The organism is Paractinoplanes ferrugineus (genome assembly GCF_016862195.1).
GTDB lineage: Bacteria > Actinomycetota > Actinomycetes > Mycobacteriales > Micromonosporaceae > Actinoplanes > Actinoplanes ferrugineus.
In genome coordinates, this window is the sequence record NZ_BOMM01000083.1 from 19,286 (window position 1) to 37,268 (window position 17,983).

At 71.2% G+C, this 17,983-nt stretch carries 20 protein-coding genes; 14 read left to right on the plus strand and 6 right to left on the minus strand.

Annotated features, from left to right (window positions below; all coding sequences use genetic code 11):
- Nucleotides 1-65 precede the first annotated feature (65 nt).
- From Afe05nite_RS40770 to Afe05nite_RS40780, 3 genes are all read left to right on the plus strand, one after another.
- Nucleotides 66-1,688 (plus strand): alkaline phosphatase D family protein, encoded by a 1,623-nt coding sequence (locus Afe05nite_RS40770; RefSeq protein WP_203822709.1) that lies wholly within the window; start codon nt 66-68, stop codon nt 1,686-1,688.
- Between the two features lie 178 nt (nt 1,689-1,866).
- Complete coding sequence (locus tag Afe05nite_RS40775; protein ID WP_203822710.1) at nt 1,867-2,454, plus strand: TetR/AcrR family transcriptional regulator; 588 nt, start codon at nt 1,867-1,869, stop codon at nt 2,452-2,454.
- Between the two features lie 53 nt (nt 2,455-2,507).
- Entirely contained in the window at nt 2,508-4,001 is a 1,494-nt protein-coding gene (locus Afe05nite_RS40780; RefSeq protein WP_203822711.1) for an MFS transporter, read from the plus strand.
- Here the strand turns inward: Afe05nite_RS40780 and Afe05nite_RS40785 are convergent.
- The gene (locus Afe05nite_RS40785) at nt 3,998-5,233 is read right to left on the minus strand and encodes a tetratricopeptide repeat protein (RefSeq protein ID WP_203822712.1); all 1,236 of its coding nucleotides are present in this window, start codon (nt 5,231-5,233) and stop codon (nt 3,998-4,000) included. The genes Afe05nite_RS40780 and Afe05nite_RS40785 overlap by 4 nt on opposite strands.
- Nucleotides 5,234-5,301: 68 nt before the next feature.
- On the opposite strand from Afe05nite_RS40785, the gene Afe05nite_RS40790 reads away from it, so the two are divergent.
- Complete coding sequence (locus Afe05nite_RS40790; RefSeq protein ID WP_203822713.1) at nt 5,302-6,516, plus strand: YndJ family transporter; 1,215 nt, start codon at nt 5,302-5,304, stop codon at nt 6,514-6,516.
- 105 nt (nt 6,517-6,621) lie between these two features.
- The gene (locus tag Afe05nite_RS40795) at nt 6,622-6,864 is read left to right on the plus strand and encodes a hypothetical protein (protein ID WP_203822714.1); all 243 of its coding nucleotides are present in this window, start codon (nt 6,622-6,624) and stop codon (nt 6,862-6,864) included.
- Here Afe05nite_RS40795 and Afe05nite_RS40800 read toward each other — a convergent pair.
- Nucleotides 6,843-8,294 carry an MFS transporter gene (locus Afe05nite_RS40800; protein WP_239118582.1) on the minus strand — a complete coding sequence of 484 codons (1,452 nt, stop codon included), beginning with the start codon at nt 8,292-8,294 and terminating at the stop codon, nt 6,843-6,845. The two genes, Afe05nite_RS40795 and Afe05nite_RS40800, sit on opposite strands and share 22 nt — an antisense overlap.
- A 59-nt stretch (nt 8,295-8,353) precedes the next feature.
- Here Afe05nite_RS40800 and Afe05nite_RS40805 point away from each other — a divergent pair, with 59 nt between their 5' ends.
- Together Afe05nite_RS40805 and Afe05nite_RS40810 are read left to right on the plus strand one after the other, a co-directional pair.
- Nucleotides 8,354-10,297, plus strand: coding sequence for an ATP-binding protein (locus tag Afe05nite_RS40805; RefSeq protein ID WP_203822715.1), 1,944 nt, complete (start codon nt 8,354-8,356; stop codon nt 10,295-10,297).
- A gap of 65 nt (nt 10,298-10,362) precedes the next feature.
- Nucleotides 10,363-10,944 (plus strand): hypothetical protein, encoded by a 582-nt coding sequence (locus Afe05nite_RS40810; RefSeq protein ID WP_203822716.1) that lies wholly within the window; start codon nt 10,363-10,365, stop codon nt 10,942-10,944.
- Between the two features lie 13 nt (nt 10,945-10,957).
- On the opposite strand, the gene Afe05nite_RS40815 is transcribed toward Afe05nite_RS40810, so the two are convergent.
- Both Afe05nite_RS40815 and Afe05nite_RS40820 read right to left on the minus strand, forming a co-directional pair.
- Nucleotides 10,958-11,512, minus strand: coding sequence for a hypothetical protein (locus Afe05nite_RS40815; protein ID WP_203822727.1), 555 nt, complete (start codon nt 11,510-11,512; stop codon nt 10,958-10,960).
- Between the two features lie 70 nt (nt 11,513-11,582).
- On the minus strand, nt 11,583-12,224 hold the full coding sequence (locus Afe05nite_RS40820) for an O-methyltransferase (protein ID WP_203822717.1): 642 nt from the start codon (nt 12,222-12,224) through the stop codon (nt 11,583-11,585).
- A gap of 51 nt (nt 12,225-12,275) precedes the next feature.
- On the opposite strand from Afe05nite_RS40820, the gene Afe05nite_RS40825 reads away from it, so the two are divergent.
- The 4 genes from Afe05nite_RS40825 to Afe05nite_RS40840 all read left to right on the plus strand — a co-directional run bounded on the left by Afe05nite_RS40825 (nt 12,276) and on the right by Afe05nite_RS40840 (nt 15,009).
- The gene (locus Afe05nite_RS40825) at nt 12,276-12,848 is read left to right on the plus strand and encodes a TetR/AcrR family transcriptional regulator (protein WP_203822718.1); all 573 of its coding nucleotides are present in this window, start codon (nt 12,276-12,278) and stop codon (nt 12,846-12,848) included.
- A 55-nt stretch (nt 12,849-12,903) separates the two neighbouring features.
- Nucleotides 12,904-13,512 carry a DNA-3-methyladenine glycosylase gene (locus Afe05nite_RS40830; RefSeq protein ID WP_203822719.1) on the plus strand — a complete coding sequence of 203 codons (609 nt, stop codon included), beginning with the start codon at nt 12,904-12,906 and terminating at the stop codon, nt 13,510-13,512.
- 427 nt (nt 13,513-13,939) lie between these two features.
- Nucleotides 13,940-14,146, plus strand: coding sequence for a DUF397 domain-containing protein (locus Afe05nite_RS40835; RefSeq protein WP_203822720.1), 207 nt, complete (start codon nt 13,940-13,942; stop codon nt 14,144-14,146).
- Nucleotides 14,147-14,247: 101 nt separating this feature from the next.
- Complete coding sequence (locus tag Afe05nite_RS40840; protein WP_239118585.1) at nt 14,248-15,009, plus strand: CAP domain-containing protein; 762 nt, start codon at nt 14,248-14,250, stop codon at nt 15,007-15,009.
- Here Afe05nite_RS40840 and Afe05nite_RS40845 read toward each other — a convergent pair.
- The gene (locus Afe05nite_RS40845; RefSeq protein WP_203822722.1) at nt 15,006-15,587 is read right to left on the minus strand and encodes a nucleotidyltransferase domain-containing protein; all 582 of its coding nucleotides are present in this window, start codon (nt 15,585-15,587) and stop codon (nt 15,006-15,008) included. The genes Afe05nite_RS40840 and Afe05nite_RS40845 overlap by 4 nt on opposite strands.
- 78 nt (nt 15,588-15,665) lie before the next feature.
- Here Afe05nite_RS40845 and Afe05nite_RS40850 point away from each other — a divergent pair, with 78 nt between their 5' ends.
- The 3 genes from Afe05nite_RS40850 to Afe05nite_RS40860 are packed head-to-tail and all read left to right on the plus strand — an operon-like array spanning nt 15,666 to nt 17,462.
- Entirely contained in the window at nt 15,666-16,202 is a 537-nt protein-coding gene (locus Afe05nite_RS40850; protein ID WP_203822723.1) for a type II toxin-antitoxin system PemK/MazF family toxin, read from the plus strand.
- Nucleotides 16,203-16,225: 23 nt separating this feature from the next.
- Nucleotides 16,226-16,801 carry a hypothetical protein gene (locus tag Afe05nite_RS40855; protein ID WP_239118583.1) on the plus strand — a complete coding sequence of 192 codons (576 nt, stop codon included), beginning with the start codon at nt 16,226-16,228 and terminating at the stop codon, nt 16,799-16,801.
- Nucleotides 16,802-16,814: 13 nt separating this feature from the next.
- Nucleotides 16,815-17,462: an adenylate kinase family protein gene (locus tag Afe05nite_RS40860; RefSeq protein WP_203822724.1), complete on the plus strand. Its 648-nt coding sequence runs from the start codon at nt 16,815-16,817 to the stop codon at nt 17,460-17,462.
- 21 nt (nt 17,463-17,483) lie between these two features.
- Here Afe05nite_RS40860 and Afe05nite_RS40865 read toward each other — a convergent pair.
- Nucleotides 17,484-17,983, minus strand: a 500-nt coding sequence (locus tag Afe05nite_RS40865) for a hypothetical protein (RefSeq protein WP_203822725.1), incomplete at its 5' end; no start/stop codon positions are given.

Consider the following 17,983-nt stretch of genomic DNA (forward strand, 5'->3'; position numbering starts at 1 on the left):
GACGATCTGGCGAACATCTCCGCCGGGCGCCCTGGTCAGCGACCAGTCAAGCTATATAGAACGGCATGACTGTCACTACGAGCCGTCGTACGGTACTCCGCCTCGCCGGTGTGGCCGCCGGCGCGGGCGTGGTCGCCGCCGCCGTACGTCCCGGGCTCGCCGCCGCCGCCACCGACGTCTTCCAGCACGGCCTCGCCTCCGGTGACCCACTGCCCGGCGGCATCCTGCTCTGGACCCGGGTCACCCCCACCCCCGCGTGCACCCCGGCCTCCGGCGCCGGGCCGGCCGTCGGCGTCGACTGGCAGGTCGCCACCGACGCGTCGTTCGCCACCGTCGTCAGGTCCGGCGTCTTCGCCACCGGCCCCGAGCGCGACCACACCGTCAAGGTCGACGTGACCGGGCTCGCCCCCGCGACCACCTACTGGTACCGCTTCGGCCTGGCCGGTGCGTGGTCGCCGACCGGCCGCACGAGGACCGCACCGGCCGAGGACGCCGACCTCACCCGGCTGCGTGCCGGCGTGGTGAGCTGCGCCAACTGGGAGGGCGGCTACTTCGCGGCCTACCGGCACCTGGCCGAGCGCGCCGACCTCGACGTGGTGGTGCACCTCGGCGACTACTACTACGAGTACGCGTCCGGGGACTTCACTGCGGCCGGCACCGTGGTCCGCAAGGCCGAGCCGGCGAACGAGACGCTCTCGCTTGCCGACTACCGCACCCGGCACGCGCAGTACAAGACCGACCCCGACCTGCAAGCCCTGCACGCCGCCGTGCCGTGGGTGATCACGTGGGACGACCACGAGGTGGCCAACGACATGTGGAGCGGGGGAGCGGAGAACCACGACCCGGCTACCGAGGGGTCCTTCGCGGCGCGGGTGGCGGCCTCCCGGCAGGCGTACGCGGAATGGATGCCGGTGCGCCTCGCCGCCGACGGCCACATCTACCGCCGGCTGCGGTACGGCAAGCTGTTCGAGCTCTCCATGCTCGACCTGCGCAGCTACCGCTCGGAGCAGGCCGACGGCGACGACGTCGACGACCCGGACCGCACCATCACCGGCGCCGCGCAGCTGAACTGGCTGGTCGACGGCCTGGTCAACTCGACGGCCGCCTGGAAGATCGTCGGCAACCCGGTGATGATCTCGCGGCTCGACGTCGGGGCGATCCCGGCCTGGCTGCTGGGGCCGCTCGGCAAGCTGATCGGCGTACCGGAGAACGGCCTGGTACTCAACGGCGACCAGTGGGACGGCTACAACGCCGATCGGGTACGCCTGGTGGACGCGCTCCTGTCGCACCGGACCAAGGACGTCCTGTTCATCACCGGCGACATCCACACGTCCTGGGCGAACGAGCTCACCACGTCGGCCACCGGACTGCTCGACCCGGCCGCGGCGGAGTTCGTGGTGCCCTCGGTGACCAGTGACAACATCAACGATTTCCTCGGCACCGCCCCGGGTGGGCCGCTCAGCCGGCTCGCGGCGTCCCTGATCAAGGTGACGAACCCGCACGTGAAGTGGTTCGAGGGCGACGGCCACGGCTACGGCGTTCTCGAGGTGACGCCGAGCCGTTGCCGGATGGACTGGTACCACCTGGCCGACCGGACGTCGCGTACCTCGGGCGTCCGGTGGGTCCAGGGCTACTCGGTCGGGCGCGGCTCCGCCAAGATCCGCCGGGAGTCGCCTCCGTCCGCCTAGTTTCCCCGCTCGTTGCCCGCGCGTAAGGCGCCCGCCCGCCGGTGGGCGCCTTCGCCGTCGGCTGGGTCACAATCGGCGTGGGAGATCGCTATCAGGAGGCCGGAGCGCTAGTGTACGAAACAGTTTCGTTTCGCTTGATCGTCGGAATGGTTCCGGCCGTTCAGATGGGGGGTTCGTGATGGCTGAGACCACAGCCGCTCGCACCCGGTCGCTCGACGAGGAGCGTGAGCAGGCGATCCTGCGCGCCACCTACGAGTTGCTCGGCGAGGCGGGCTACCAGGGTCTGCGGGTCGACGCCGTCGCGGCGCGAGCCCAGGCCAGCAAGGCCACGCTCTACAGGCACTGGCCGACCAAGGCGGAACTGGTCGCCGACGCGGTGCGGTGCTGCAAGTCCGAGTCGCCCCCGCCGGCCGACACCGGGAGCCTGCGCGGCGACCTGACGGCTTGGTTCGGTGAGATCGGCTGTTTCATCTCCGGCGAGGAAGGACCGATCCTGGCCGGATTGTTCATGGCGTTGCACACCGATCCGGCATTGGCCGCGGAACTGCGGTCGATGCAGGAATCCAAGGTGCCGTTCGCGGAAGCCATCTGTGAGCGGGCCGTGCGTCGCGGGGAGCTGACCCCCGGCTACAACCCGGGCCTGATCGACGAGATCGTGCCCGCCCTGCTGTTCATGCACTGCTTCGCCCTCGGGCGGCCGCTCGACGACGCGTACGTGTCGCACGTCGTCGACGACATCGTCCTCCCGCTCCTGCACCGCCGCTGATTCGTTCGACTCCGGCGGCTATCTCCGCGTGCCCTTATAAGGGGGAAATCTCCATGTCCGTGACGACTGTCGACCATTCTGCGCCCGACATATCAGCAAAAACACCGAATAGGTGGTTGGCGCTCGCGGTCATCGCCGTGTCGCAACTCCTGATCGTGCTCGACGCCACGATCGTCAACATCGCCATGCCCACCGCCCAGGTCGCGCTCGACATCAGCGACGCCGACCGGCAGTGGATGATCACGGCGTACACCCTGGCCTTCGGTGGACTTCTGCTTCTCGGCGGCCGGATCGCCGACTTCACCGGCCGCAAGCGAGCGTTCATCATCGGCCTGCTCGGCTTCGCGGTCGCCTCGGCCCTGGGCGGCCTCGCGCAGAACGCCTTCATGCTGTTCTCCGCCCGCGCCCTGCAGGGAGCCTTCGGCGCGCTCATGGCGCCGGCCGCGTTGTCGCTGCTCACGGTCACCTTCACGGAGGCCAAGGAGCGGGCCCGCGCCTTCGGCGTCTACGGCGCCATCGCCGGTGGCGGCGGTGCGATCGGCCTGCTGCTCGGTGGTGTCCTGACCGAGTACGCGTCGTGGCGCTGGACCCTGCTCGTCAGCACCCCGATCGCCATCGTGGCCGCCCTGGCCGCCGCCCGCTTCGTCGGGGAGAGCAAGGCCGAGGGCAACACCCGTTACGACCTGCCCGGCGCGCTGACCTCGACCCTCGGCCTGGTCGCCCTGGTCTACGGCTTCACCAAGGCCAGCACCGACGGCTGGGACTCCGCCACCACGATCGCCTACCTGGTCGCGGCCGGGGTGCTGCTCGTCGGCTTCGTCGTGATCGAGCTCCGCTCGTCGCACCCGCTGCTGCCGATGCGCGTCATCCTCGACCGCAACCGGGGCGGTTCGTACCTGTCCGCGCTGCTGGTCGGTGCCGGCATGTTCGGCATCTTCCTGTTCCTGACCTACTACCTGCAGCTGACCCTGGGCTACTCCGCGCTCAAGACCGGCGTCGCGTTCCTGCCCTTCACGCTCGGCATCATCCTCGGCGCCGGCTTCTCGGCCCAGATGCTCACCCGGGTCGGTCCGCGCATCCTGATGTTCGCCGGCATGCTGCTCTCCGCCGTCGGCATGGTGCTGCTGACCCGGATCGGCACGGACACCGGCTTCCTGACCCACGTCCTGCCGGCCGAGCTGATCATCAGCTTCGGCATGGGCGTGACGTTCGGCCCGATGTCCAACACCGCCCTGGTCGGCGTGGCCGACCACGACGCCGGCGTGGCCAGCGCTCTGATCAACACCACCCAGCAGATCGGCGGCTCGCTCGGCACCGCCCTGCTGAACACCATCTTCACCTCGGCCGTGGCCGGCTACCTCGCCGACCGGCTGACCGACCCGTCGCAGGCCCAGGCGTTGCAGGGGGTCGCGGTGGTGCACGGCTACACGGTCGCCTTCTGGGTGAGCGCCGGCGTGATCGGCTTCGCCGCCGTGGTGGCCCTGCTGCTGGTGAAGGCAAGCCGCTCGGAGGTCGCCTCGACGAACGCCACCCCCGTGGCCGTCTAGATCCGGACCCGGCGATGTCGCGGCCCGGCCCCTGTCCGCCGGGCCGCGACCCGTTGCCGCCACCGCACCACTTTCCAGAGGACGTAACCGGCCGGGACGAGCGGCACGCCGAGAAGGACCGCACCCGCCGGGTCCAGGCCGCCCAGCCACACCGCGACGACCAGGATCGTGGCCAGTCCGGCCCCGGCGGCGGCGAACGCCCCGGCCGTGCGCGACGGCGGGTCGGCCGCGAACTTCACGATCACCGCGGCCAGCGCCGAGGCGGCCAGCCCCAGCCCGGTCAGCCGCGCCGTGGCCATCGCCGCGGCACCCACCACCAGCAGCGTGAGGACGAGCCTCAGCCGCGGCGCGGCCAGCATTTCCCGCAGATAGGCGCGTACGCCGGGCGACAACTTGCGCAGGAACGTGAACGCGTACAACGCCGGGCCGAGGACGCCGGCCACCGCGAGCGGCCGGGCCAAGCCGGTGAAGCCCTGATGGTTGAGCCGGCCGACGTAGTAACCCAGCATCAGCTGCAGCACCGCGGTGCGAAGCACGAACAGCTCCAACGTCCGGTCGAGGTGCACCCGGGCGAGCTGCTCGTGCGGATCGAGGCGCAGCGTCCGCGCGAACCCGTCGGCCGCCTCCGCCAGCCGCCCGCCCGCGAAGTGGTTGCGGCCGTGCAGGCCGGTCCGGGCGAGCTCGTGGTGGGCGGCGGCGTCCTGCGGGTCGAGCGCGAGGGCGTGCCGCAGGGCCGCCCGCGCCGGACCGATCTTTCCCGCGGCCAGCAGCACGGAACCGTGCGTGACGTGGGTCGAGGCCCGGCGCGGCGCGAGGGCGACGGCCGTCCGGGCGGAGTCCAGGGCCGACCGCTTCTCCCGCCCGGTGGGCCGGCCGGCGATCAGCACCTCGGCGAGACTCCGATGCCACTCGGCCTCGCCGGGATCGAGAGCGACCGAGCGCCGCACCGCCTCGGCGGCTTCGATGTGCCGGCCCAGCCCGCTGAGCGCGTGGCCGGCCAAGGCGTGGGCCGCGGGCTCGTCGGGCCGCAGCCGGCCGGCCGTGGCGGCGGCGGACAGCGCCTCGGCCGGATCGCCGGCCAGCAGCCGGGCGCGGGCCAGGACCAGCCAGGCGCGAGTGTGGTTCGGGTCGCCGGCGAGCACCCGGGAGAGCAGTGCCGTGGCCTCCGCCTCCCGGTGTACCTCGCAAAGGTGCACGGCCTGCTCGATCAGCTCGTCGTAGTCGGTAGGCATCGCCTCGTCTATCGGCAGGGATCGAGCCGTGTTAAGTTGAACGCGTTCAAGTTATGGGGGAACGCGACATGGACCGGTTGACCACGCCCGGCTGGATCGGGCTCTACGCGGTGGTGGGCGCCTGCCTGCTGCTGATCGTTCCGCTGGGCCTGGGCGCTCTCGGCCGGGGCCGGGGTCTCGTCCGCTGCTGGCCGGCCGCGGCGGGGCCGGCCGTCGTCGCGCTGCTCCTGCCCCGCGGCTGGGTCGCCGGCCTGCTCTGCGTGCCCTACCTGGCCGGCTGCCTGGCGGTGCCGGTGGTGCTCCGCCGCGAACGCCTGACCGCGTTCGCCGCCGCCTGCCTCCCGGTCGCCGCGGTCGGCCTGCTCGCCGAGCGCGCCGGCGTCGCGCTGTTCGGCTTCCCCGCCGGCGTCCTCGGCTTGACCGCCGCCCACTTCCACGTGGCCGGCTTCGGCGCCCTCCTGCTGATCACGCTCACCGGCTCCCGCCGGTGGTGGCGCTTTCTCGCGCCGGTCGGGGTCGCGGTGGTCGGCGCCGGGTTCCTGGCCGGTCGCACGCCGCTCGGGCAGCGAGCGGGCGATGTCGTCGAGTTGGCCGGGGCGGCGGTGCTGACCGCCGGGCTGTGGCTGGCGGTCGCTAACCGCTTCTTGACGGCGCTCGCCGTGCTGACCATGACGCTGGCGCTGCTCTACGCGGCCGGCCAGGTGCTGCCGATCCCGCACCTCGACCTGACCTGGATGGTGCTGACCCACGGCGTGCTCAACGCCGCCGCCGTGCTGACCGCGCTGGTCGTCAGCTGGGTGCGGCGCCCGCAGCCGTGGTCGGCGCACCGCTGGTCGCACCGGATCGGGGCCGGCCGGGAGCGCTTCGACACCGCCTCGGCGGCCCTGCTCGGCTGGGAGATGCACCGTCGTGCCGGCGCCCACGTCACGCCGGACACCCCGGCCGCCGCGACCGGGTTGCGGATGGCGTCGTCGTTCGGGTTCGGCCTGCGCGAGCCGTGCGAGGTGCTCGAGGTGGTGCGTGCGCCGGGTCGCACCGTCATGCACTATCGGGCGCTGCCCGGCCACCTTTTCGACGGCGACGAGCGTTTCACGGTACGCCTCGACGACGACGACGCGGTCCGCCTGGAGGTGGCCGTGCGCTCCCGCCCCGTACGCCTGCTCGTCCGCCTTTTCGGCCCGGTCGTGCCGTTGATCCAGTGGCTGTTCATCGCCCGGTGCGCGGCCGTCCTGCGCCGGGCCCCCCGGTCACGTCCCGTGGTCGTCGAGCCTGCGGTCCGCTAGCCCGACCGGCCCCGACCAGGAAACCAACAGTAGTGCTGTTGTGACCGAATGGCTACTCTGAGTGCATGCTCTCTCATCGTCACGGGGCGTTGTGGGGGAGGGGACGTGGTACCTCAGTGGATCGCCAACCTGATCGGGGAGTCGCGCGCGACCGCGCTCCCGGTCGTAGTCGTGTACTTCACCTATCGCCTGACCTGCCGGGTCCTGGCCCCGCTGACGATCGCCTCGCTGGTGGTCGTGGTCGGCGGCAAGGAGCGCTCGGAACGAGCGCTGAGACTTGTCGAGTTGCTCAAAGGCCCCCGGAAGGAGCTTGACGACGCCGAGGGTCAGGATGACGCACCGGTCTGAGCGGGGGTCTCCGACTCGAGAGCGGGGGACGCGTCGATCGCGTGGTCGGCGGAGCGCGGGATCAGCACCGCCAGGGCGATGATCAGGACGGCCACGATCACCAGGCCGACGAAGATCCGGTGTACGGCGGTGGTCAGGGCGGCCGGGGTGACCGTGGCGGGGCCAACCGTGGCGTTGGCGATCGCGCCGAAGACGGCGACACCGACCGCGCTGCCCAGGGAGCGCAGGAAGATGTTGCTGCCGGTGACCACACCTCGTTCGGCCCAGCCGACGCTCGACTGGGCGGCGATCAGGGTCGGTGACGCGGTCAGGCCCATGCCCAGGCCGATCACCAGGCAGAACAGCGCGACCTGCCAGACCGGCGACGACTTGCCGAGCAGCAGGAGCAGGGCGCAACCGGCAAGCACCAGGGCGGTGCCGATCAGCGCGCAGGCCCGGAAACCCAGCCGGAGATAGACGCGGCCGGCCTGGCTGCCCGCGATCGGCCAGCCGATGGTGAGCGTGGCCAGGGCGAAACCGGCGACCAGCGGGCCGGTGCCGAGCACGTCCTGCACATAGGTCGGGACGTAGGAGGTGAGGCCGTACAGGATGGCGCCGATGCCGACCGAGATGAGGCCGCTGGTCACCAGCAGGCGGCGCCGGAAGACCCAGAGCGGCAGCACCGGGGAGGCCGCTCGGCGTTCGACGAGGGCGAAGGCGGTCAGGGCGAGCAGGCCGCCGCCGATGACGGCGAAGCTCGTTGCCGACGTCCAGGCCCAGGCCTGGCCGCCCTCGAGGGCGCCGAGGATGACGAGCACGAGGCCGAGGGTGAGCAGCCCGGAGCCGGCATAGTCGATCTTCGGGTGGCCGCGTTCGACCCGTTCGTGGAAGTTGCGGACGATCATGACGGCGGCCAGCAGGCAGAGCGGGATGTTGACGAAGAAGATCCACCGCCACGTGGCGTACTCGCTGAAGACGCCGCCCAGCGTGGGCCCGACGACCGAGGCCACGCCCCACACGCTTGCCACGTAGCCCTGGACCTTGGCCCGTTCGCGTACCGAATAGAGGTCGCCGACGATGGTGATGGTCGTCGGCAGGATGGCGCCCGCGCCCAGGCCCTGCACCACCCGGAAGGCGATCAGCGGGCCCATCGCCCAGGCGAAGCCGCACAGGATCGAACCGATGAGGAACAGGCCGATCCCGCCGAGGATGACCGGTTTGCGACCGAACAGGTCGTTCAGCTTGCCGTAGATCGGTACGGAGACCGCCTGGGCCAGCAGGTAGGTGGAGAACAGCCAGGGGAACTCGGTGAAACCGCCGATGTCCTTGACGATGGACGGGACGGCCGTGGCGATGATGGTGGACTCGATGGCGACCAGCGCCGTGGAGAGCATCACGGCGGCGAGGATGCGGCCCCGTGCGGACCGCAGCCCGATGTTGTTTCCCGGCACTCCGATCAAGCTACCCCGAAACGGTCCACCCGGCGATTTGCCGGTTTTAGGCTTCAGGGGTGGCACTAGTTGTCGTAGCCGAGGACAACCTCGATCACCAGCGGGTCATCGCCGAGGTGGTGCGGCGGCTCGGCCATGACGTGATCGTGGCGAACGACGGCGCGGCCGGTCTCGAAGCGGTCGGCAAGCACCGGCCGGACCTGCTCGTCGCCGACGTGGACATGCCGCATCTCAACGGCATCGAGCTCTGCAAGGCGATCCGCGGCAACGTCGAGTTGGCCTCGACGCCGATCGTGCTGATCACCGCGTACCTCCTGCCGGGCGATCCGCGGCTGAGCGCGACCGGCGCGCTCGGGGTGATCGGCAAGCCCTTCGGGGTGCCGGAGCTCAGCGACGCGCTGCGCGGCTACCTCGACGGACTGGTCCCGCCGCGGAACCCGAACTCCCTGCTGGAGGCGGTGCTCGACTGCCTCGACACCGGGGTGATGGCGTTCGGCGCCGACGAGCGGCAGCTGCTGGTCAACCGGGCGCTGACCGATGTGCTCGGGGCCGACGAGCCCGGTACGCCGCTGGCGGAGGTGGCAAGCCGGCAACGGACGTGCCGCCCGGACGGCACGCCGGTGCCGGACGACGACTGGCCGATCCGCCGGGCCCTGCGCGGTGAGGAGATCAACCACGTCGAGCTGATGTCCTGCGACCCGCAGGGGCGACTCCGCTGGTACCTGGTCAACGCGCGCCCGGTGCGCGACGAGAGCGGCACCGTCGTGGCCGCGGTCTCGGCCGCCCACGACATCACCGCCCGGCACCGCGCCCGGCAGTACGAGGAGTGCAAGAACCGGGTGCTCAAGGTGCTGGCCACCGACCCCGACTCGCCGGACGCCGCCGACCGCATGCTGGCCGCGATCGGCACCACGCTGGGCTGGCCCTACCTGCGATTGTGGCTGGCCGACGACGATTCCGACGTGCTGCGGCTGGCCGCCCTGCACAACGAGCCGGGCGAACCACCCCTGCCCTTGCCCACCGGCATCGCCCGCGGTCAGGGCCTGGCCGGCCTGTGCTGGCAGACCGGCGAGCTGATCTGGGTGCCCGACCTGCACGCCCCGGGCGCGCCGATCCTGCCGGATGTCGCCGAGGGCGCGACCTATCTCTCCGGTGGCGCGGTTCCGGTGCGCAGCGGTGACCGGGTGGTCGGCGCGATCTCGTTCTTCTCCCGCTCCCGCCAGGGGGCCGACCCGGCGCTCGGCATGATGCTCACCGGCATCGCCGCGGTGATCGGGGCTTTTCTGGAACATCGGCGGGCGGAGATCCTCGCGCTGCACCTGGCCGCGGCCACCGACGAGTACATGGCGTTGGCCGGGCACGAGTTGCGTACCCCGCTGACCTCGATCGGCTCCTACATCGATCTGATCGCCGAGTCCGCCGACGAGACGCCCTTCGGTGAGTTGCGGGAACTGTTCGAGGTGGTGCACCGCAACAGCACCCGTCTGCGCGAGCTGGTCGACCGGCTGATGGACGTGGCCGGCCTGGAGTCCGGGCACATCGTGCTCGCCAACCAGCCGGTGGACCTCACCGAGGTGGTCACCGATTCGGCCGGCGCGATCGCCGGGACCGCCTTCGACCGGGGCATCTCGATCGCCATCGAGCGACTCGACCGGGTGCGGGTGCCGGGCGACCGCGACCGGCTGCGGCAGGTGGTGGACGCCCTGGTCGGCAACGCCGTCAAGTTCAGCCGGTCCGACTCGGTGGTCGACGTCAAGCTGGTCGACCAGGGACATCAGGCGGTACTCACGGTCAGCGACAGCGGCGTCGGCATCCCGGTGGCCGAGCAGGCCCGGCTGTTCCAGCGGCTCTATCGCGGTGGCAACGCGCGGCACACCGGCATCCCGGGCTCGGGTCTCGGCCTGGCGCTGTGCCGGGCGGTGGTGGAACGGCACCGGGGCACGATCGCCCTGTCCTCGCACGAGTCGCGGGGCACTTCCGTCACAGTGCGCCTGCCGATGTAGGCCGGGACGGCCCGCGCTTTGCGGGAGTCGAGCCGGGCCGACTGATTCTTTGTCAGACTTCGGTTATGGCGGTCAGCTGGCGCTTCGATGGCAACGACCTGCTCAGCGGGGTGGGCGACGGGTGGGACGAGTACGCCCTGTCGAACGAGGGCGGGGCCTGCGTGCCCGCGCCGCTGGGCCGATCCCTCGCCGATTTCACCAGCAGCTCCGACCTGTGCGTGGTCTGGCAGGCGATCCTGGGCCAGGCCCGTCGCCGGCGGGGCCGCCCGGTGATCCTGACCTACCGTTGTGACGCGCCGGACGAACGCCGCATCATGCGCGCGACCGTGACCGGCCACCCCGGCGGCGAGGTCGAGATCGTCAGCTCGCTGCAGCACTACCAGCCGCGCCCGCCGGTTCCGTTGCTGGCCCAGCCGGCCGGCGCGGGCGACGAACTGATCAAGATGTGCGCCTGGTGCGCGCGCATCCAGGCGGACGGCTGGGTCGACGTGGAGGAGGGCTGTCGCCGCCTGAACCTGCTGGAGGCGGACCCCGAGGATCTGCCGGCGATCACCCACGGCATCTGCGAGGACTGCCGGTCGGCCGTCATGCGGGGCCTGGACCCCTCGCCCGACCGGGAGCTGGCGGAGGTCACCCACGGCGGCTGAGAGCCGGCACGGGTCAGGCGAGGGGCAGGCCGGCCGATTGGGTGTGCGTCGGCTCCGGGGCGGCGTGATGGGTCAGGATCGCCCCGGTCAGGAAGGTCCCGCCGACCGCCAGCGCCCCCAGCACCCCGAGTGAGATCTGCTGCTCGTGGTCCAGCTGACGGTCGTAATCGGCCTCGGTGATCACGGTGACCCGCCCGTTGTCCTGGATCACGTACCGGCCGTCCCGCATCTCGGCGTTGCCGTCCAGGGCCGCGAACGCCACCACCACCGCGAGCCAGAAGCCGAAGAAGATCACGCCGGCCAGCATCGAGGCCCAGTGCGGGACGTGTGGCGGCACCCAGGAGGTCAGGCTCCAGCGGGAGCGGGGCCGGGTGGTCCGGTAGTACCAGCGGTTGCCGAGCACACCCGCGATCAACCCGGGAATCGTCAGCAGGGCGGCTGTGCCGACGGCGGCGGGGGTGGGGACGAGGCGTACGCCGGCCAGCAGACCGGCGATCAGCGCGGCCGCCCAGAGCACGCCGGCGGAGCACATCGCGCCGCACAGGATCAACAACCGATGCGGGATCATCAAGTCTGGACGCTAGCGGCCTACGGGATCGCGCGGGGCGGTTTCCCGCCGACGTGTTCCGGCGGGTGGCTCAGCCGGCGAGGCGGCAGCTGATCTCCATCCCGTCCTCGACCGGAAAGCTCACGCTCAGGTAACCGTTGGCCGGGTCCCGGACGTGGTCGAGGTAGGGCTGAACGCTCGCGAAGCTGCTGTCGTCGCCGATGACCAGGGCGCCCGGGGTCAGCCGCGGCTCGAGCAGCCGCAGCACCGGTAGGTACAGGTCTTTCCACCCGTCGAGCAGCACCAGGCCGATCGGCTCGTCGATCGTGCCGAGTGTCCGCAGCGCGTCGCCGGCGAGGACGTCGACCAGTTCGGCCACGCCCGCCTCGGCGAGGTTGGCCCGGGCCGCGGCGACCTTCGTCGAGCTGAGCTCGGTGGTCACCACCCGGCCCCGGCCGTTGTCGCGGACGGCGGCGGCGAGGTAGAGCGTGGAGATCCCGTACGAGGTGCCGAACTCGACGATCGTCCGGGGCCGCGCGAACCGCGTGAGGTTGTAGAGCAGCCGGCCGCCGTGCGCGGAGACCGGCATGTAGGCCGAGGCGAGGGCGTCGGCGCGGTGCTGGGCGGAGGCGTCGGACGGTAGCGACGGGATGTCCAGTTCGTCGTCGCGCAGCGAAGCGGTGTGGAGCCGATCGAGGATGCCGTTGATCGGCTCGGTCAGGAGTGAGGTCATGACTGCGAACCATAGACGCAACGTTGCGTCTAGGCAAGGTACGATGTGTCCATGCATCGCGGAAATCGTCACGGACGCAGCGAGCAGGCACGCCTGGCGGTCCTGCACGCGGCGGACGACCTCCTGGTGGAGAACGGCTTCGCCCGGCTCACCGTCGAGGGCATCGCCCAGCGGGCCGGCGTGGCAAAACAGACCATCTACCGGTGGTGGCCGTCCAAGACCGACATCCTGTTCGAGGCGTTCGTGACCGATGCGGCCGAGGAGATCACGCCGCCGGACACGGGCGACCTGACCCGGGATCTGATCACTTATCTCGGCGCGCTCGCCCGCTTCCTGACCGCCTCCGACGCCGGAGCGGTGTTCCGGGCACTGACCGCGGAGAGTCAGCACGACCCGGCCCTGGCCGCCCGGCTGCGCCAAGAACACTGGACCGGCCAGCGCGTACGCGACCGGCAGTTGCTCCAGCGCGCCGTCGAGCGAGGTGACCTGCCGGCCATGGCCGACCTCGACACCATCGTCGACCGGCTGGTGGGACCGCTCTACTACCGGGCCCTGGTCACCGGCCAGGAGATCACCACCGAGTTCGTGACCGAGCTGGTCCGCGCGACCATCGACGCGAAGTGATGTCCGGCGGGGCGTCGCTGTCCGGCGCAGGAGGGCCTTCTGCTTTCCTGGGACCATGACCAACGCCTGGCTCGACGCGCCCGCGGCGGCCGTCGCGGAAACGGCGCGCACCCTCCTCGGCTGGCTGGCCGTGGTGGACGGCGTCACCATCCGGATCACCGAGACCGAGGCATATCTGGGCCTGGGGCAGGACCCGGCCAGTCACGCCCACCGCGGCCGCACCGCGCGTAATGCGGCCATGTTCGGCCCGGCGGGTCACCTCTATCTCTACCGCATCTACGGAATGCACACCTGCGCGAATGTCACCTGCGGACCGGTGGGGGAGCCCGCGGCGGTTCTCCTGCGCGCGGGCCAGGTGGTGGACGGGGCCGACCTGGCCCGCTCCCGGCGGCCCGCGGCCAAGCGCGATGTCGATCTCGCGTCGGGGCCGGCCCGCTTCGTCGAGGCCCTCGGCCTGCCACTGACCGCCTACGGGACCTCGGTCGTCGACGGCACCGGCCCGCTGACCCTGCGTCCCCCGACCGAGCCGGTCCCGGCCGAGCGCATCCAGGCCGGCCCGCGGGTCGGCGTGACCGCCGCGCACGATGTGGCGTGGCGATTCTGGATCGCCGGCGACCCGACCGTCAGCGCCTACCGCCGCCACGTGCCCCGCCGCACCGGCTGAGCCGTTACGGCTTGCGGGCCACGACCCCGAACAGCGACGCCTCGACCGGCGTCGCCGTCTCCTCGGCCGCGAGACCGATGTGCCTCTTGGCATTCACGATCAGCGATCAAGTCGTTACGGTGGGCAAGTGACAACTGCGCGGGCATCTCGCTTCGGGATTCTCGCCGGCTCGTTCGAGACGTTCGAATCGTCTCGTTCGAGACACTCCGAAGCCGTGCGGGAGTCGCCTTGTCCGAGACCGGTTCCACCGTTCCCCGCCGTCAGGTCGGACGCCTGATGCGCCAGCTGCGCGAGCGGGCCGGCATCTCGCGTACGCCCCGAGCGTGATTCCGGGACTGCTGCAGGTCGATCTGGTCGGAACTGGAAGAAGTCGCCCTCAGTCAGGCCGACTCGGATGATCTCCGCAACGCGATCCTCAAGGAGAGCGATGGTTGATCTGTCCGATGCGGTGTGGCGCAAGAGCAGTCGCCGCGGAGGCGACGGCGGCGACTGCGTGGAGGTCGCGTTGAACCTTTCGAGCGTCGTGGCCGTACGAGATTCCAAGAGCCGCAACGGCGGGATGCTGGTGTTCGGGCGAGATGAGTGGAGGGCCTTCGTCGACGGCGTCCGGGCCGGCGACTTTAGATCTCCGTGATCCTTTTCTTAAGGGACCTTTAGCTGGTGGGTGCGCGGGCTGTCGCGCACCCATAGTTGCCTGGCCGACCCCACCAGCCAGCTTGAGGATCTCCCGTGCCGATGACCGCCGCCGCCCGTTTCCGCTACACGCTGGTGGCCGGTGCCACCGCCGTGGTGATCGGGACCGGATTCACGGTCATCGGCCTCAACCGCCATGCCGAAGCCGAACCCGCCGCGGCCACTGCCGCCGACCAGCCCCGCGCCGAGTCGACGACGGCCGCCGCGAAGACCGACAGCGACCTGCTCACCGACCCCACGGCCGCGCCCTCGGCCACCCCGTCGGCCACCAAGCCGCCGTCCCCCGGCGCGACCCCCAAGAAGACCGTCACCACCCGGCCCACCGTGAAGCCGACCAGGACCAGGGCCAAGGCGACGGCGCAGGGTACGGCGCCCAAGACCGGCGACGAGGTTCTCGACGCGGTGCTGTCGCACATCAACTCGGCCCGCGTCGCCGAGGGCCTGGGCGCGCTGACCCTCGACGCCGACCTGTCGAAGGCCTCCGGCCTGCACAACCAGCTGATGATCAGCGGTTGCGGCCTGTCCCACCAGTGCTCCGGCGAGAAGGGCCTGGGTGACCGCTTCAGCGCCCAGAGCGTCAAGTGGAACTCGGCCGGCGAGAACATCGGCTACGGTTCCAGCGGCTCGAGCAACGCCGAGCTCATCAAGGCCGCCAACGGCCTGACCGACAGCATGCTCGCCGAGGTCCCGCCGAACGACGGCCACCGCAAGAACCTGCTCAACAAGGGCTTCGCCCGGATCGGCCTGAGCGTCGTCCGCGACAGCAAGGGCATCACCTGGATGACCCAGGACTTCGTGAACTAGTCGCGCCAGGAATGCCCCGGATGCACCAGATCGAGGGCATCGTCGAGCCACCTCCGCTGTTCCCCGGTGAGCACCGGCGCGAGCAGCGCGAAATCCGCCTCGTCCTTGGCCCGCTGATGCTTGGCCTTGAAGAGCAGAACCACCTCCGGGCTGAGGTAGGGAATTCCGTCCGGCCCGGTCAAGACGATCGACGCGTACGGGCGCCGCAGGCTCGCGTGGCGCCGCGAGATCCACGTGTCGCCGTCGTGGGGTTCGCGCATCACGTCGAAACGCCAGACCTCGGCCGCCGGGTCGAGCGCCCACGTCTGGAATTCCGCCTCGAGCGCCGCCGGCGTGGCCGGCACCACCCGCCCGCTGCCCGCCACCCAGAACGCCAGCTCCGGGAACCGCCCCGCGACCATGGCGAACCGCTCCCGCGGCACCGCGATCTCCAGATCCTCGTGCTCCCGCGTGACACGCCCGAGGTGCAGGTCGACCGCCCACCCGCCGGCGACGTACCAGGGCGTCCCGATCCCCCGGAGCCGTTCGGCGACCAGCCGCGGAGGCCAGCACTCCCAGGCGTCGATGTCCGGAATCACCCGCCGAGCGTAGCGGCTCCCCCATGTCCCGCAAGACGTGCCGATCCGGCCCCGCGGGTGGCGATCTAGAGTGCTCCGGTGGCCAACACTCTCAAGACGCTGTTCCGCAAGCTCATCGACGCGTTGTCGGAACCCGCGCAACCCACGCCGGCTCCGCGACCGAGCCGGCCCCAGACCGGCCGGCCCCCGACCGGGCCGGTCGGCACCCGGCAGCCGCGGCAGACCCAGCACCTTCCCAAGCCGCGGAGCGGCCGGCACCTGGACTACTCGCCGAGCCTCGACGGCGACGCGGACCCGGGCGAGGTCGTGTGGACCTGGGTGCCCTACGAGGACGACCCGGCGCAGGGCAAGGACCGGCCGGTCCTGGTCGTCGGGCGCGACGGCGGCACGGTCCTCGGGCTGATGCTGTCCAGCCAGAGCGAGCGCGACGGGCAGCACAACTGGTACGCGCTCGGCCCCGGCAGCTGGGACCGGGAGTCGCGGCCCAGCTGGGTGCGGCTCGACCGGGTGCTCGAGATCGACGTCGACGGCATCCGGCGGGAAGGGGCGATCCTGGACCGCGGCAAGTTCGACCTCGTGGCGGCGAAGCTGCGCCAGGACCACGGCTGGGCGTGACGGCGGCCGGATAGCGTTGACACATGGACGTGATGGTCGGATTCGGCGGCAAGCAGGCGTGGCTCGCGGTGGCCGGCGTGGACGCGTACGCCGTACTGAAAGCTCTGGGTCTGAAAGATCTTGGCGAAGTGTCGTGGCGGGACGGGATCGACCTGGCGCATCTGACCGACGACCGGGTGGCGGTGACGCCGCCGCTGCCCGGGGCGCGGGACACGCTCTGGACCCTGGCCACCGGCCGGCACCTGCTCAGCCCGGCCACCAGCACCGATGTGCTCGAGCTGTCCGCCACCCTGCACACCGAGGTGCAGTTCTTCGTCACCCACCGGGTGACCGAGACGCATCGGTGGCAGCGGGCCGCCGACGGTGAGCTGATCCGGGCGTTCGGTTACGTCGGGCGGAGCGGTGCGGTGACGTCCTGGCACGGTGAGCCCGGGCCGGTCGAACGTGATCTGGGTCTGCCCGCCGAACTGGACGAGGACTCGACCGTTCTGATCAATGAGAAGGACGTGCTCAGGGTGGCGGACGCCTGGAGCATCGACCCGACGACCTTGACCGGGCGCGCGGCGCCCGGTCCGCTGCGACTCGGCGCGACCGACTGAGAGAGGCCAACCGATGCGCAAGTACGTGATCATGGGCGTGCAGGGGAGTGGCAAGGGCACCCAGAGCGAACTGCTCTGCAACGAACTCAACCTGGTGCACATCTCCGTGGGCGACATCTTCCGGTGGAACGTGCAGAACCACACCAAGCTCGGCGCCCAGGTGCGCCGCATCATGAACGCCGGCGACCTGGTCGGCGACGACCTGGTCGAGTCGGTGGTGCGGGAACGGCTCGACCGGCACGACTGGAACTACGGCTTCGTCATCGACGGCTTCCCCCGCAACGGGCGGCAGGCCGAGTTCTTCATGGAGAGCTACGACATCGACGGCGTCATCCATCTGGAACTCCCGGAGGACGAGGTACGCCGCCGGGTGCTCAGCCGGCGCCTCTGCCCGAACTGCGGCATGGACTACAACCTGATCGCCGACCGCCCGAAGCAGGAGGGCCGCTGCGACATCTGCGGCCACCAGCTGATCACCCGCGAGGACGACACCCCCGAGGCCCTCGAATCCCGGCTGGCCGACTACAACGAGAAGACCCGCCCGGTCCTCGACCTGTTCCGCCGCAAGGAGTTCGTGCACGACATCGACGCCCGCCCGCCGGCCGAGAAGGTGCAGGCGGCGATCCGCGACGCGCTGCACCTCCCGCCCCCGCGCGGCTGAGCCGGACGGTCGGACCGCATCTCAGCCGCGCGGGAGACGGTCGCGGATCGCGCGATAGGCATCCCACGGGACGGCCGGCCGGGTGAGGCCGCGGTGCTCCAGGTAGCGACGGGTGGTGGCCTGGCACCCGCGGCTGATCCGGATCGGGTCGAGCACGCTGGAGCGATGTTTCTGCCCCGGTTCGACCAGCCGTTCCGGCCGCAGGAGCCAGCCCCGGCCGTCGGCCGCCAGGTGGCCTCGCACGTTGGCGTTGTGCAGATTCCACAGCTGGTCGTCGTGGCGATGCACGAGAAGTCCGGCCGGTCCCGCCACGACCGGTACGTCCGCCGGCACGTCGACCCGGTAGCCGCCGGGCTCGGCGGTCACCGACGTCCGCACCAGCACGGGCGCGCCGTCGGCGTCGGTCCCGATGAGCACGACCGATTCGTAGTCGGCGAGAACCTCGGCCCCGGCCAGCGAGCTCCCGGCGAGCGCCTGGTTCGTGGTGACCGGCAGCGGCCGGCTGACGATCTCGTCCGGGC